The sequence below is a fragment of the Nostoc paludosum FACHB-159 genome, assembly GCF_014698835.1.
Classification (GTDB): Bacteria; Cyanobacteriota; Cyanobacteriia; order Cyanobacteriales; family Nostocaceae; genus Nostoc; species Nostoc paludosum.
The window spans coordinates 89,120-104,866 of sequence record NZ_JACJTU010000027.1 but is presented as its reverse complement, the minus strand read 5'-3'; the positions used below and the strand labels follow the sequence as shown (position 1 = coordinate 104,866).

The 15,747-nt window shown below is 42.2% G+C and carries 7 protein-coding genes and 1 pseudogene; 6 read left to right on the top strand and 2 right to left on the bottom strand.

The annotated features are described in order from the left end of the window. The first annotated feature begins 33 nt into the window (after window positions 1-33). The 3 genes from H6H03_RS24925 (at window position 34) to H6H03_RS42090 (ending at window position 3,993) form a co-directional block, all read left to right on the top strand. A complete protein-coding gene (locus H6H03_RS24925) occupies window positions 34-3,033 on the top strand; it encodes a valine--tRNA ligase (RefSeq protein WP_190957736.1) in 3,000 nt (999 codons plus the stop codon). Window positions 3,034-3,241: 208 nt separating this feature from the next. After that, window positions 3,242-3,676, top strand: coding sequence for a hypothetical protein (locus H6H03_RS24920; protein ID WP_190957735.1), 435 nt, complete (start codon window positions 3,242-3,244; stop codon window positions 3,674-3,676). A 113-nt stretch (window positions 3,677-3,789) separates the two neighbouring features. Next, window positions 3,790-3,993 (top strand): LysR family transcriptional regulator, encoded by a 204-nt coding sequence (locus H6H03_RS42090; RefSeq protein ID WP_190957759.1) that lies wholly within the window; start codon window positions 3,790-3,792, stop codon window positions 3,991-3,993. A gap of 374 nt (window positions 3,994-4,367) precedes the next feature. Here H6H03_RS42090 and H6H03_RS24910 read toward each other — a convergent pair whose 3' ends face one another. Beyond that, a complete protein-coding gene (locus H6H03_RS24910) occupies window positions 4,368-6,362 on the bottom strand; it encodes an ABC1 kinase family protein (RefSeq protein ID WP_190957734.1) in 1,995 nt (664 codons plus the stop codon). 376 nt (window positions 6,363-6,738) lie between these two features. Here H6H03_RS24910 and recN point away from each other — a divergent pair, with 376 nt between their 5' ends. The 3 genes from recN (at window position 6,739) to H6H03_RS24895 (ending at window position 14,874) form a co-directional block, all read left to right on the top strand. Beyond that, window positions 6,739-8,487, top strand: coding sequence for a DNA repair protein RecN (gene recN / locus H6H03_RS24905; RefSeq protein WP_190957733.1), 1,749 nt, complete (start codon window positions 6,739-6,741; stop codon window positions 8,485-8,487). 203 nt (window positions 8,488-8,690) lie between these two features. After that, window positions 8,691-9,938, top strand: a complete 1,248-nt coding sequence (locus H6H03_RS24900; RefSeq protein WP_190957732.1) for a hypothetical protein — start codon at window positions 8,691-8,693, stop codon at window positions 9,936-9,938. Between the two features lie 235 nt (window positions 9,939-10,173). After that, on the top strand, window positions 10,174-14,874 hold the full coding sequence (locus H6H03_RS24895) for a response regulator (RefSeq protein WP_190957758.1): 4,701 nt from the start codon (window positions 10,174-10,176) through the stop codon (window positions 14,872-14,874). A gap of 8 nt (window positions 14,875-14,882) precedes the next feature. Here H6H03_RS24895 and H6H03_RS24890 read toward each other — a convergent pair. After that, window positions 14,883-15,743, bottom strand: a pseudogene (locus H6H03_RS24890) (Rpn family recombination-promoting nuclease/putative transposase). Window positions 15,744-15,747: the final 4 nt, after the last annotated feature.

Genomic DNA, 15,747 nt, shown 5'->3' with positions numbered 1-15,747 from the left:
TATTAGAGTCCTTCCATACTTAGTTTGCCCCGCATGACCGCAACCATTCTCAATCTCCCAAGTCTCTACGACCCCTTTTCCACTGAAGCCAAGTGGCAAAAATTCTGGGAAGACAACCAAGTTTACAAAGCTGACCCCAACCATAACGGTGAACCCTACTGCATCGTCATTCCCCCGCCTAACGTCACCGGCAGTTTGCACATGGGTCACGCTTTTGAAAGTGCGTTGATTGATACCCTCGTGCGCTACCACCGAATGCAGGGACGTAATACCCTGTGGCTACCTGGAACTGACCACGCCAGCATTGCAGTACATACTATGCTGGAAAAGCAACTCAAGACTGAGGGTAAGACTCGCTACGAATTAGGCCGCGATCAATTTTTAGAACGCGCTTGGCAATGGAAGGCGGAGTCTGAAGGAACGATTGTTAATCAATTGCGACGCTTGGGTGTTTCGGCAGACTGGTCGCGGGAGAGGTTTACCCTGGATGAAGGTTTATCCAAAGCTGTTGTTGAGGCATTTACTCGCCTTTACGAGGAAGGTTTAATTTATCGTGGTGAATATTTAGTTAACTGGTGTCCAGCTTCCCAGTCAGCTGTGTCTGATGTGGAGGTGGAAAATCAAGAGGTTAATGGCAATCTCTGGCATTTCCGCTATCCGCTGACGGATGGTTCTGGTTTTGTAGAAGTGGCGACGACTCGACCAGAAACGATGCTTGGTGATACAGCAGTGGCAGTTAATCCCGATGACGATCGCTACAAACATCTCATCGGCAAAACCGTCACTCTGCCCATTCTACAACGAGAAATTCCCATCATTGGCGATGAATTCGTTGACCCCACTTTCGGCACAGGCTGTGTGAAGGTGACTCCCGCCCATGACCCCAATGATTTTGACATGGGTAAGCGTCACAATCTGCCGTTAATCAACATTATGAATAAAGACGGCACTCTCAACGCCAATGCTGGGGAATTCCAAGGACAAGACCGCTTTGTTGCTAGAAAAAATGTCGTTTCTCGCCTAGAAGCTGATGGCGTTTTGGTGAAAATTGAAGATTATAAGCATACCGTTCCCTACAGCGATCGCGGTAAAGTACCCATTGAACCCCTACTTTCAACTCAGTGGTTTGTCAAAATTCGCCCCCTCGCTGACAAAACTTTAGAATTCCTCGACCAGCAAAATTCTCCTGAGTTTGTCCCCCAACGCTGGACTAAGGTTTATCGTGATTGGTTAGTAAAACTCAAAGATTGGTGTATCTCTCGCCAACTGTGGTGGGGACACCAAATTCCCGCTTGGTATGCTGTCAGTGAAACCGATGGGCAAATTACCGATAATACGCCGTTTGTGGTGGCAAAATCGGAAGCCGAAGCTTGGGATAAAGCTAAGGCGCAATTTGGCGAAAATGTCAAGTTAGAACAAGACCCAGATGTCTTAGATACCTGGTTTTCTTCTGGACTTTGGCCGTTTTCAACTTTGGGCTGGCCAGAACAAACTCAGGATTTAACGACTTACTACCCTACCACTACTTTGGTCACAGGCTTTGACATCATCTTTTTCTGGGTAGCCAGAATGACAATGATGGGTGGGCATTTTACTGGGAAAATGCCTTTCCAAACTGTTTACATCCACGGTTTGGTGCTAGATGAAAAAGGCCAGAAGATGTCAAAGACCAAAGGTAATGGTATTGACCCGCTGTTATTAATTGACAAATATGGTACTGATGCGCTGCGCTATACCTTAGTTAAGGAAGTGGCGGGGGCGGGACAAGATATCCGCTTAGAATACGATCGCAAAAAGGATGAATCACCATCTGTAGAAGCATCCCGGAACTTTGCTAACAAGTTGTGGAATGCAGCTCGGTTTGTGATGATGAATTTGGCGACTGGACACGGTAGCACGGAGAGTCCTTTCCCCGCGTCTTCCCAATCCCTAGAACTGAGCGATCGCTGGATTCTTTCCCGTTATAATCAAACCATCAAACAAACCAGCAATTACATTGATAATTACGGTTTAGGGGAAGCAGCCAAGGGATTATATGAGTTCATTTGGGGTGATTTCTGCGATCAGTATATTGAATTAGTGAAATCTCGCCTCCAGCCAGATGCAGACCCAGTATCGCGGCGGGTAGCGCAACAAACCCTCGCCTACGTGCTGGAAGGGATTTTAAAACTACTTCATCCCTTTATGCCTCATATTACCGAGGAAATTTGGCAATCTCTCACCCAACAATCGGCAGATTCGCCCCAAACTCTGGCTTTACAACCCTATCCAAAGGTAGATGCAAATCTAATAGATTTGGCTTTAGAAGAACAGTTTGAATTGCTAATTGATACTATCCGCACAATTCGCAATTTGCGTGCTGAAGCTGATGTGAAACCAGGCGTGAAGGTGACAGCTAATTTACAAACTGAAAGTCAAAAAGAAAGACAAATTCTCACCGCTGGACAGGTTTATATTAAAGATTTGGCGAAGGTTGAAACTTTAACTATTACTGATAAGCAAAAAAGCCAAACTGTTGCTGGTAAAAAACCTCAGAAGGGTTTGAAAATAATTGGTTTAACTATTTTGGCGATTATCTTGGCTAGGTTAGGTTTTGCTGTGGGAAATGCGATTTATGAAACTCCCATTGTCGGAGCTTTCTTTGAAATGGTTGGTTTTCTTTATGCAGCTTGGTTTGTTAGTCAAAATTTACTGACTGCTGAAGCTAGACAAAAGCTATGGAGACAGTTTTTCCAAGGGACAGAATCACAACAGGCACAACAACCAGAAAATGCGATCGCCGGTGTGATAGGTACAATACAAGTAGTAATTCCGCTCAGCGGCGTGGTAGATATTGAAGTTGTACATGCCAAACTAGAGAAAAGCCTCACCAAAGTCGAAGCGGAAATTCAATCTTTGAGTGCCAGATTAAACAATCCCAATTTTGTCGATAAAGCTAGACCTGACGTGGTTCAAGGAGCGAGAGATGCCTTAGCAGAAGCCGAAAAACAAGCAGAAATTCTGCGCGAGCGCCTACGTAGTTTAGGATTGTAATGCTGTCATGGGTAATGGGATGATTAATTGCTAATTACCCATTACCTACCTACAAATAAGCCGTTCCACATTTTTTGAAAGTATAACTCATCTAATTAAATTTCTGGCTGTGACCTAGTTTCATTCTTTTAACTAATGTTTGCACTTGTTTTTTGATTAAAAATAATTTTTTAAATTTGAAATTTCTAATTAAAGCGGAGTAACTCTCATGCTATATCTAGCCCAGGTGCGTAAAAATGATTTTTTAGAGCAGTACCAATTACGCTTATTAGCGCGTCAGGAAGTTGATAACTTGTGGGCGATAATTCCAGAAGAGGCTTTCATTCTGTTAGGAAAGGGAAATCCTATGAGTGAAAACTTACTTGTTTTAGTTGAACTTTCTCCCACAGGTGATATTGAAAGAGTAGAAGATGCTACCGATTGGGTACTTCATTTAGTACAAACCTACCTCACTACAGGTATTACACCAGAATTCTTACAGCACGAAGCTGAACGAGCAGAAAATTGGCGGCAATCCCTAACGTTGCAAAACCAAGACTTAGCGCGGCGTTCTCTGGAATTGGAAGCCAGACGCGAACAAATTCAAGCTTTAGAAGAAAGCCTCAAACGTGAAAAAAATGGTTATCACAAAGATGAGGAATGATAGGCTAGAAATAATTTTTTCATACTTATGTTTGCCCATTAACAGAAATGTTAAAGCGAAACGCTGTCACTTATTTCAGGGTTGGATAGATTGTTGAAGTTCCTTCGTAGGCGATCGCTTCTCCTCAGCCACACCTCAGCAAACAAATTAAAAAATTAGAAAAATTAGGCATAGAACTATTTGTGCGTAAGCCTCGCTTGGAACTGACGCCATACGGTCAGAGATTCTTCTTCAAGAAGCACAACACCTCCTCGAACAAGTCGAGGGAATTCAGATATCTGCAAAACAAGCAAGTTAAGGCGAAATTGGAAGGTTAACTGTTGGTATTAGTACTTCGATTTCTAATTCAATTTGAAATACAGTAAAGTTCGTACTCAAAAATGACTCGCAGACTCACAATGAAAAGCTAAACGACAAGAGTTCAGGCTTTAACTGGACATGATATCATAGCCAGCTAGGGATTTTTTGCTATCAAAATTCCCCATAAACGTATCTGGTTATGAGGAATTTAGGGGGTTAGGAAATGGGGTCTATCAGGATGCCAGTCTTTTTCTAAGCTCTGCCTCTAGCTGTTCATCAGTACTGACTACTACCCGCCCTGGCTTGGCTCTTATAATGCTGAGGAAATGTTGAAATCTTGATTTCTCGTTAAGCTATCTACAACCCTCAGTAAGCCAAATCATATAACTTCTCACTCCGAGGCCAATAATTGCCGAATTACCCTAGCTAAAGCCTTTTGCGTAAAGCGGGTGGCTACTTGTTGACCCAAACGCTGTACACCTGGATTTACTAATAACTGAGCAATTTGAGGCGCAAGTTCCACTGGGTCAAAACCTCGTGTTTCTCGGAGAATATTTAAAATGCGTTTGATATGCTCCAAGGTTTGTTGTTGTTCAACTGTTGCAGCTGGAGTTTCATTAACTGCTGTCAACCCTACCCGTTCTCTTAGTAAATAGGTAAAGTTATGCAGAATATTTTTACCTAAAGCATCAAGTCCATTAACAGATTCATCCACCAGCTTGTCACGAATGAAAGCGCCGCGTTCAGATGATAGAAATTCTATCCCTTGATTCAGCACTAAATTAAAGTCGTAATCTTGGCTATTACGTGCATTTTTTAACAAGTTTTCTAAGCGGTTCCAGCGAAATCTGCCATCTTTAAATAACAAATCTTGCAATGATGCTCTTAATTGTGGTGCTGGGTCTGTTAACAAGCGTTTAGAAACGTAGGGATAAGCTTCGCTGAGAACTTTAAAATTCGGATCTATAAATATTGCAATACCTTCCAACGTCACCAGGGAGCGAATAATTAAAGCATAGTAGGGCGGTACGCGGAAAGGATATTCATACATCAAAGCCGATAATTCATCGGTGATACTTTTAATGTTGAGTTCAGCAACACTAGCTCCTTGGGCATCAGCAAATACTCTAGCAAAAGCTGGAATAATTGGTGTTAAATCTGTTTCTGGTGTTAAAAAATCTAATTTAACGTAGTCTTTTGCTAAACCTTCAAAGTCGCGGTTAACCACATGAACGATCGCTTCAATTAAACCATAACGCTGCGGTGGTTTAATCTCGCTCATCATCCCAAAGTCGAGATAAGCTAATTTGCCATCGGTTGTTGCTAACAAATTACCAGGGTGGGGATCGGCGTGGAAAAATCCGTGTTCTAGTAACTGGCGTAGGGAACACTGCACACCCACTTCAATTAAATAACGAGCATCTATACCTTGGGCGCGAATTTCTTCTGTTTGGGTTAATTTAGTGCCGTTAATCCACTCCATCGTCAACACACGACGATTGGTATATTCCCAGTAAATTTTCGGTACGTAAACGTCTTTTATATGACCGTATAACTCGAAAAATCGTTCGGCATTTTCGCCTTCATGGATGTAATCCATTTCTTCAAAAATGCGATCGCCTAATTCATCGAGAATCCCAACTAAGTCACTCCGTACCCGTTTGAACTTTTTCTGTACCCAAGCAGCAAGGTTACGCAAGATATACAAATCAATGGTAATCCGCTCTCTTAAGTCTGGGCGCTGGACTTTAACCGCGACTTCTTCACCAGTTTTCAGCTTACCTTTGTAAACTTGCCCCAAGGAAGCCGCAGCAATTGGCTGGGGTGAAAGTTCGGCGTAAATCTCTTGGGGAGGTGCGCCTAATTCTTCTTGAATAAACTGGTAAGCGATTTCGTTGGGAAAAGGCGGTAATTGGTCTTGTAGCCTAGTTAATTCTTCTAGATATACGGGAGGAACTAAATCCGGTCTGGTGGATAAGGCTTGGCCAATTTTGATGTAAGCAGGCCCCAGTTGCGTTAGTAATTCTCGTAACTGAACGGCTCGGCGGCGGTCATTTTTGACAACAATTCCCCGTTTACTATCCGACCACAACCCAAAAACGAAGGAGAGTGTTGGCCTCAACACCGCGAAAATCCGCCCTAAAACTTGCAGAGGTCTATTTTGATAATGCGCCGCTATCTCCACGGGATCGTAAAGCGTCTCAGGTTCGGCTGTTTTAGTATCCCTTCGCGCTGCTAAAAGTCTTGGCGATTGCACTACCAAGTCTTTTGTACCATTTTCTACTGGCACTACATCAATAATATGCAGTTCGCCTTGGCTAGTTTTGCCGTTGCGACTGTCCTCCTGAATCGATCCGGAATTAGGGGGAAGTGTCTTAACAATCATGGAAAAGGCCACCGCTGAGAATGAGCATGTTAAGTATTGTAACAATATGTTGAAGATTGGTCATCGGCCATTAGGCATTGGGCATTAAAAAGTCACGCATTCAAAAGTTCTTTAATTTTGAATTTTGAATTGATTTGTCTCCTTCATCCGCAGTCCCCACTCCCCATGCCCTATGCCCCATTCCCCACTCTTCATTGCTTTGCTACACTAATATGGGCGTATTAATTTAATAGTAGTAGGTATTGCTGCCTTTCTCGGTGCTGAGTTAAAAGTGCTAAGTCTTAAAGTAAAGACATGCAGCCTTACTAACTAACTCCGAAATTTTCTTTCTACTCACGACTAGGCACTCAGCACAACGGAAGGAGACTTTGGCTCAATGTTGCTTTGTTTGCGAATTGAAAACTTTGCCTTAATTGACGAACTGGAATTAGAATTTGGCGCAGGACTCAATGTGTTGACGGGTGAAACCGGCGCTGGGAAATCAATTATTTTGGATGCTATTGATGCCGCTTTGGGAGGTAAAGTCTCTAGTCGAGTGATTCGTACAGGTAGCAATCGGGCAATGGTAGAAGCTACTTTCACTTCAAACGCCCCCTTAGCTGCTTGGTTGACGGAACAGGAAATCGATTTGCTTGATGAAAATTCCGTAGTTATTAGCCGAGAAATCTCCGCCACAGCTAGTAATGTCCGCAGCCGATCGCGGGTGAATGGTGTGTTGGTAAATCGGCAGATTATGGGAGGACTGCGCGATCGCTTGGTGGAAATCACAGCCCAAGGTCAAACGGTGCAAGTCGGACAATCTGCCCAAGTCCGGGATTGGTTGGATTTATATGGCGGTGACTCGTTGATGCATCAACGCCATAAGGTCGCCAGTAGCTTTAGTGCTTACCAACAAGCGCATTTAGCATTGGAAAAACGCCGGACATCAGAACGGGAACGTTTGCAACAACTCGATTTGCTTACCTATCAAGTGCAAGAATTGGGAGCAGCAAATCTTAGCGAACCCAATGAATTGGAACAGTTGGCACAAGAGAGCGAACGCCTGAATCATGTAGTTGATTTGCAACAAATGAGCTACAAAATTTATCAGGCTTTGTATCAAAATGATGATGAAACTCCCGCCGCCGCAGATTTATTGGGAGACAGCGAAGCGACATTAAATGAAATGGTGGAATATGACACCCAACTGCAACCTTTATTGGAATTAGTTAGGGATGCCCAAGCAGCAGTTATGGAAGTGGGAAGGCAAATTAATGCTTATGGTGACAGTTTAGAAGCCGATCCCCAGCGGTTAGAAGAAGTAGAAGAACGGGTTCGGGAATTAAAGCAAATTTGCCGCAAGTATGGGCCGACATTAACAGAAGCGATCGCCTATTACCAGCGTATTCAATCAGAATTAGCCCAACTTAATGACAGTGAACAATCTATCGAAAGTTTAGAACAGCAAGAAAAGGCGTGTTTTGAGAAACTTACCGAAGCCAGCGCTCGATTAACTCAACTGCGGAGTAAGGCGGCTGCTAATTTAGAATCACGTTTGATATCTGAACTCAAACCTTTAGCAATGGAAAAGGTGAAATTTCAAGTTGAAATTTTGCCAACTTCTCCAACTGCTATGGGGGCAGATAAAATTACCTTTATGTTTAGTCCCAACCCCGGAGAACCACTGCAACCTTTAACAGAAATTGCCTCTGGTGGAGAAATGAGCCGTTTTTTACTGGCATTGAAAGCTTGTTTTTCTCAGGTTGATGCAGCCGGGACAATGGTATTTGATGAAATTGATGTGGGGGTTTCTGGAAGAGTTGCCCAAGCGATCGCCGAAAAATTACACCAACTCAGCCAACGCAACCAAGTATTATGTGTTACTCACCAACCCTTAGTTGCAGCAATGGCAGACCGGCATTTTCGGGTAGATAAGCAAACTATTAGTCAAGGTAAAGGTAAAAAAGCTAACAATGGCAGCGTAGAACAACGTACCGTTGTGCGAGTTACAGCTTTAGATAATTTAACTACTCGCCGGGAAGAATTAGCGCAATTAGCTGGTGGAAAATCAGCGAGTGATGCGATCGCTTTTGCCGAATCTTTGTTATTGCAAGCCGCTAATCACCGTCGCAGTGAGCAAACTTGATTGAATTGTCTATATTCTCGTATGCAAGAAGTTTCCTTGCCTTAATTTGATTTTTAAAAAAGTTCCGTAAACCTATCATGTGAAAATCGCTGTAGTCAGCATATATTGTGGGCATCATAATCCAAGCAGAATACACGAACTAGCAGCCAGAAAATTTTTTTGGCAGCTAGTTTTTCATTGATATACACCTACAGTATCGGCTGATGGCAGATAGTTTTAGACGTTATCTCTTTATTTATCGATATGCTTTTACTAAGTATATTTTGGGATACTTACAAATTCAATTGGGAGTCATCTTAAGTGTAGGTATTTGGGCATTCTGTGAAGTTAAGTTACAAGCGGCCCAACTCCATGAAAACACTAAATCTCTCTCTTCTTCGCCATTAAATATAAATCAGTATCACTTAGAACTTTCCAAACCTCTACCCCATCGATTTTTGATTGCGGCACCGGAAAACTTCAATCCTGATTTACGGCAGCAACCACCGCGACCGAAGCCAAAGCCACCAGAAAATTCAAGGCCTCCAACACCTTCTATTGAACCAACAACACCAAATGTAGTTTTAGAAAGTATTGATACGAACTATCGTTATGACACAGATAACTTTGGGCAAACAAATTTATTTATTGAACCAACGCTTCAGTTTCGATTAAGAAATGGCAATAAAATCTTTTTGAAGACGGGTTTTGATTTCTTCGATCAACGTGGTGTTGAATCAGTTAGTAATTTTCCCTTGCAAGTTGGATGGCAGGGAAAAATTGGACAAGTGACGCTACAAGCAGCAGCTGGAGTTGATGTGTTCGATCGTTTACCGGCGGCGATGAATCTCAATGCTAAGGTGGAAGTTCCGATTGTGCCAGCGAGAGTTTCGCCATCAGGACAATTGCGATCGCTATTAGTATTATCCGGTAATTTAGAACAAGGCCCTTATAAATCCAATGCCCGAACTTTAGAAAACGAAATTAGTAGTTGGCGATTTGGGCCTGATTTATTCTGGCAAATCGATCGAAACACCAGCTTGTTTTCTTCTTTGCGTTTGGGTAACTACAACGATGGTAACTCTGAGGTACAAACTTTTAGTAGGTTAGAGCGTAAATTCGGCCAATTTTCTTTAGCAGCTAACTTATTTAATTGGAGTTACGATCGCGATTTAGAAGGCACAAGTGGCTATTTTTCACCACCAGATTTCCTAGTTTACAACGCTGAAGTGGCTTGGGAAGGAGATATTACTAAATTCTTACGCTGTCGCCTAGCTGCAAATTTAGGAAGACAGCGACTTAAAGGTGAATTCGATAATGCCAATACCTATCAAACACGCTGTACGGTAAAGCTATCACCGAATATTGAAGCAGATTTGGGCTATAGCTTCAGTAATGTCCGCAATCAAGATACAGGAGAAAGGGCTTACGGCGGTAACTCTTTTACAGGACAATTGCGTGTCAAATTTTAGCAAATAAACAATTCAGAATTCAGAAGTCAGAATTCAGAATAAATATAAAATCACGCGTGCTCTAGATTTTTAATTTTTTAATCTTTTTGAAACTATAAAACTTGACTATCAAACTCTTGGAATTCCAAACTCCCAACTTTTATACAGACGCGATTAATCTTGTCTCTCTTGTACAGACGCGATTCATCGCGTCTGTACTGCTAACTCCTAACTACTGAATTCTGAATTCTGAATGATGAAAGCACCATTACCAGAAAACGAAACACAGCGAATTGAGTCTCTTTTACAGTATAGAATCCTCGATACTCCTTCGGAAGCTGCTTTTGACGACCTAACTCGTCTAGCTTCATATATTTGTGGAACCCCTATTGCCTTAATCAGTTTAGTCGATCGCGATCGCCAGTGGTTCAAGTCAAAAGTTGGCTTGGATGCCCTACAAACTCCTAGAGATCTGGCTTTCTGCGCCCACGCAATTCTGCAACCTGAGGTTTTTGTTGTACCTGATGCCACAAAAGACGAAAGGTTCGCCACAAACCCGCTAGTTACCTCAGATCCTCATGTACAGTTTTATGCTGGTGTACCGTTGACAAATCCCGAAGGATATGGATTAGGAACGCTTTGTGTAATCGATCGTGTACCCAGAAACCTCTCTCCAGAACAAATTGAAGCATTACGAATGCTAGGCCGCCAGGTAATCAAGCAATTAGAAATGCGGCGCATTTTAGCAAGTTTGGTTTTGGCGAGTGATAGACGTAAACAAGCACAAAAGGTACGCAAACAATTTTTAACAAGAATTGCCCAAGGATTTGGGTTGGCCTTGACTATTTTAGTTCTGATTGCGACGCTCTCATATCAAAGTACAGAAGTGTTGATTAATACGAGTAAAAATTTGCTCAACACTCAAGTGACAATTAATAGTTTGCAAGAACTCCTTTCTAATATCAAGGATGCTGAAACGGGACAACGCGGATATATACTCACTGGAAACGATGCGTATTTGGAACCATATCAAACAGCAGTTGTCAAAGTTGCTCCAGAAATTCAGCAATTAAGAAAATTAACAACAAACGATCCTCAACAACTCAGACAACTCGACACTCTTGAACCGCTAATAATTCTCAAGCTGAATGAACTCAAAAAGACTATCGACTTACGCCAGGCTCAAGGATTAGATGCTGCATTAGAGGTAATCAAAACAGACCAGGGAAATAACTTTATGAATGATATTCGCAATATCATTTATGAAATGGAAAACGAGGAACAGCAACAGCTTCAGCAGCAATTAAAAATAACTAAAACCAGTGTCAGCAATACGATTGTGATGCAGGCGATCGCAGTTTGCTTAAGTTGCCTGATTCTGGCCATAGTCTACTACTTTATTTATCGTGAGGTAAAGGAGCGTAAATTCACAGAAGAGGCACTGAATAAAGAACGCAACTTTATTTCAGCAGTTCTTGATACAGCCAGCGCTTTGGTAATAGTTCTCGATGCACAAGGACAAATTGTTCGCTTCAATCAAGCTTGCGAACAAACAACTGGTTACTCATTTGATGAAGTCAGAGGGAGGCATTTCTGGAATCTGTTTCTACTTGCGGAACAGGTAGAGCCGGTAAAAGAAGCTTTTGAACGACTGCGGACTGGTGAAGGCTCAAAAAAGTACGAAAGCTATTGGGTGATGAAAAATGGTAGTCGGCGGCTAATTGCATGGACTAACACTATTTTGCAAGACTATGAGGGTCGTATTGAATACATTGTTGCCACAGGTATTGATATCACCGAGCGCAAACGAGCAGAACAGCATCTCAAAGCCCAGTATGCTACAACCCGTGCTTTAGCAGAGTCTACTACTATCAAGGAAGCCATGCACCAAATATTACAAGGAATCTGCGAAAGTTTGGGAGCCACTGTGAGTGAAATTTGGATGGTAGATCGGCAAGCCAATATACTGGCTTTTTTCGATAGCTGGTATAAAACATCATTAGAGATGGAGGAATTTAAACTACTCAGTCGGAAAACCACATTTGCCCCAGGAATTGGCCTGCCTGGTCGTGTTTGGGCTGATGCTAAACCTGTTTGGATGGCTGATGTTTCTGAAGATCGGAATTTCGTGCGGTTGAAAATCGCTGCCAAAGCCGGACTGCATGGAGCTTTCGGTTTTCCGATTCGGGGGAGTCAAAAAATCCTTGGTGTGATTACTTGTTTTAGCCATGAAATCCAGCAACCTGACTCAGATTTGGTAAAAGTGATGAATTCCATTGGCGAGCAAGTCGGGCAGTTTATTGAGCGCAAACAGGCAGAAGAAGAACTGCAACGCCAAAACTTGCGATCGCAATTATTTACTGAAATCACCCTAAAGATTCGCCAGTCTTTGCAAATTAAAGAAATTCTCCAAATCGCTGTTACGGAAGTACAAAAAATTCTCCATAGCGATCGAGTCTTAATCTATCAGCCTTTGCCGGATGGATCTACAACCACCATCGTCGAAGCAGTGGTTTCTGGCTGGCTGACAATCAAAGAGAAAAAGCTTACAGAAAGTTATTTTCGGGGAGAATATTTACAACAGTATTATCTACAGCAGTATCGTCAAAAACGGAATTCGGAGCTAGCAGATTTGGATCTGGGTGAAGTCCAAAAAAATCACATAGAATTACTCCAACAATTTGGAGTCAAATCTCATTTAGTTGTACCCATTCTTGTCAAAGAAGAACTCTGCGGTTTGCTGATTGTTCATCAGTGCGGTAGTTCTCGGCAATGGTCTAGTTTTGAAACTCATCTTTTGCGGCAAATAGCTGACCAAGTAGGTATCGCCTTAGCCCAAGCTCAAATGTTAGATGCAGAAACTCAGCAGCGACGAGAACTCGAAGTTGCGCGTCATGAAGCTGAATTAGCTTCTAAAACCAAAAGCGCTTTTTTAGCCAACATGAGCCACGAAATTCGTACTCCCATGAATGCTGTATTGGGGATGACAGGTTTAATGTTAGAAACTCCACTCAACTCAGAGCAACGGGATTTTATCGAAACAATTCGTATTAGTGGAGATGCTTTGTTAAGCCTAATTAACGAAATTTTGGATTTATCCAAACTTGAGGCTGAGGAAATGGTTTTAGAAACTTTAGATTTTGACTTATCTACCTGTGTGGAAGAGGTGTTGGAATTATTAGCACCCCCAGCCCATAAAAAGGGATTAGAAATTGCAGCCTTAATTTATCCCAACGTTCCCACCCATCTGCAAGGTGATGCTGGTCGTTTGCGGCAAATTCTGATGAATTTAATCAGCAACGCCATTAAATTCACCAACAGTGGAGAGGTGATAGTAAGAGTAGAAGTGCGATCGCAAACTTCCAATACTGCCACCATTAATTTTGCCATTACAGACACTGGTCTTGGCATTAACTCTGAAGACCAATGGAAACTCTTTACGCCATTTACCCAAGTAGACGCTTCCACCACCCGCAAGTATGGCGGCACAGGTTTGGGATTAGCCATCTGCAAACAACTAGTGACGTTGATGGGAGGAGAAATTGGTGTCGAAAGTTCGGTAGGCAAAGGTTCTAAGTTTTGGTTTGAAATAACTTTCCCCAAGCAGCTTCATCCTATTTCTTCAATACACGATCCCACTGTTCTAGCTAATCGGCGTTTATTGGTAGTCGATGATAACCCTACAAATCGTAAAATCATCCAGTATCAAGCCACTCGCTGGGGGATGGTAGTAGATCGAGCTGCTTCGGCTACTATTGCCCTGAAAGCTATTCAAGAAGCTGCCAAGCACAAATGCTTGTATGACATTGTTGTGATTGATATGCAGATGCCAGAAATAGATGGCATGACTTTGGGAGAGCAAATTAAAGCAGATTCAGCGATCGCACATTTACCTTTGGTTATGCTCACCTCTACTAATCAACGCGATGAAATCCAACGAGCGCTAAAAATCGGATTTGCTGCTTATTTGGTTAAACCTGTGAAGCCGTCTCGACTTTTTGATGCGATCGTGACTATTTTAGGAACAGAAGAAGAAGACACAGAGAGAAGTCACAGCGCAGGCTTCCGGCGATCTGAACTTCGGGGGGCGCGGAGAATGGAAGACGCGGAGAATCTATTTAGTACATTCCCTGCGTCCCCGTGGCCCCGCGTCTGTGAATCTCCTTCCCCGACTTCTAACTTTCCTAAATTAAGAATTCTCCTAGCAGAAGATAATTTAGTAAATCAGAAAGTAGCTTTGAAACAACTCCAAAGTCTTGGCTACAGCGCTGATGTTGCCGGTAATGGTCAAGAAGTTTTGCAGTTATTAGAAAAAATTCCCTACGATTTAATTTTAATGGACTGCCAAATGCCAGTTCTTGATGGTTTAGAAACTACAAAAGAAATTCATCGTTGGCAAGAAAATAACTTTGCAAGTGGTCGTCGTCCTGTGGTGATTGCGATGACAGCTAATGCTATGAAAGAAGACCAACAAATGTGTATAGATGCAGGCATGGATGACTATTTGAGCAAGCCAGTTATGAAGGAAAAATTAGCGGCCGCTTTAGACCATTGGGCAATGCTGATATTGCCAAAAGAAATTTTTGCCTGCGAAGAAACGATTTCGACAACAAATATCGGTTTACTTGAACTACCAATTGATTGGGAACGCTTGCATCAACTCTCAGAAAATAATTCAGAATTTGAAATAGAATTACTACAAATATTTGTTGAAGATATTCAACCTCGTATAGAGATAATTAAGATGGCGATCGCTGCTTTGGACTTTGAGCAACTTGCACGCGAAGCCCATCAAATTAAAGGTGCTAGTGCCAATATGGGAGTTACAACTATGCATTTGGCAGCGGAAAAACTAGAACAACTAGCTCATAACCAAGAGCGTCGAGGTACTAATAACTTAATTTCAGAGTTAGAAGAGTTTGTTAAACGCATCCAAGAGTTTTTAGCCACGAAATAGAAGCTTAATTATCGTGCTGACAACCAAGCCTGTAAATCATCTACATTAGTAAAATCTAATAATGCTTCGCTCAAATCTTCGAGAACAGGCAACGGTAAACCAATAATTCAGGAACGCATGTCTTGGGGCAGTTCTCCAAACCGCTTATTCAACTGTCGAATAATAAGATTAATTGTTGCTTGTTCGCGTCCTTCTTCTCTTCCTTCTTCTCTTCCTTCTTCTTTGATTTCTCTATAAACTCGCGTTTCTTTGAGTGTTATCCCTAGCATAGACTCTACCTCAGCTCGACTTAATTGTTCAAATTTGTAAACCATTATCGTCGTTATCATATCTATTATGGCGCCACTTGACTCAGAAGCAACTTCTTGACGGGTTCTACTTAACAAATACCTGGCTTCCTCTGGTGCTTTTTCTGACTCTACTGTGGTTAATACCATCAATGCTACCCATATAGGTAGTTGCCGAATGTCTCCCAATTCATCTAAATACACCCGATGTACTTGAGTGCTATTAAGAAATCCCCGATGAGGATGAATGTCAGTTTGTTCAATACTACGTGAAGGATAAATGATTACTGCTTGCCAATCACTAAATCTTGCACGGTTGCGATAAAAATATAACGATGATTCGGCGAATACTCTTTCATACAGTTGTTCATCTTTTTGAAACTGCACTTCACAAAAATATACTACTCCCGCACCAGCGTTTTCTGGTGGTAGAAATACTCCATCTATTTCAAATTTGGGTTCTTTAACGGCGACTGAATCAAATCGATAAGCATCGCCATTAATTGGAGGATTTGTCAATATCTCAAACAGCAAAGAGGGGGATTGTTGAAAAAGTTTGTAAAATATAGAGTCTCGCCGCATTGCC

Bases quoted from the DNA above. Each gene is read 5' to 3' on its own strand.
- H6H03_RS24925 (WP_190957736.1), top strand. From the start codon at position 34: ATGACCGCAACCATTCTCAATCTCCCAAGTCTCTACGACCCCTTTTCC.
- H6H03_RS24920 (WP_190957735.1), top strand. From the start codon at position 3,242: ATGCTATATCTAGCCCAGGTGCGTAAAAATGATTTTTTAGAGCAGTAC.
- H6H03_RS24910 (WP_190957734.1), bottom strand. From the start codon at position 6,362: ATGATTGTTAAGACACTTCCCCCTAATTCCGGATCGATTCAGGAGGAC.
- recN (WP_190957733.1), top strand. From the start codon at position 6,739: ATGTTGCTTTGTTTGCGAATTGAAAACTTTGCCTTAATTGACGAACTG.
- H6H03_RS24900 (WP_190957732.1), top strand. From the start codon at position 8,691: ATGGCAGATAGTTTTAGACGTTATCTCTTTATTTATCGATATGCTTTT.
- H6H03_RS24895 (WP_190957758.1), top strand. From the start codon at position 10,174: ATGAAAGCACCATTACCAGAAAACGAAACACAGCGAATTGAGTCTCTT.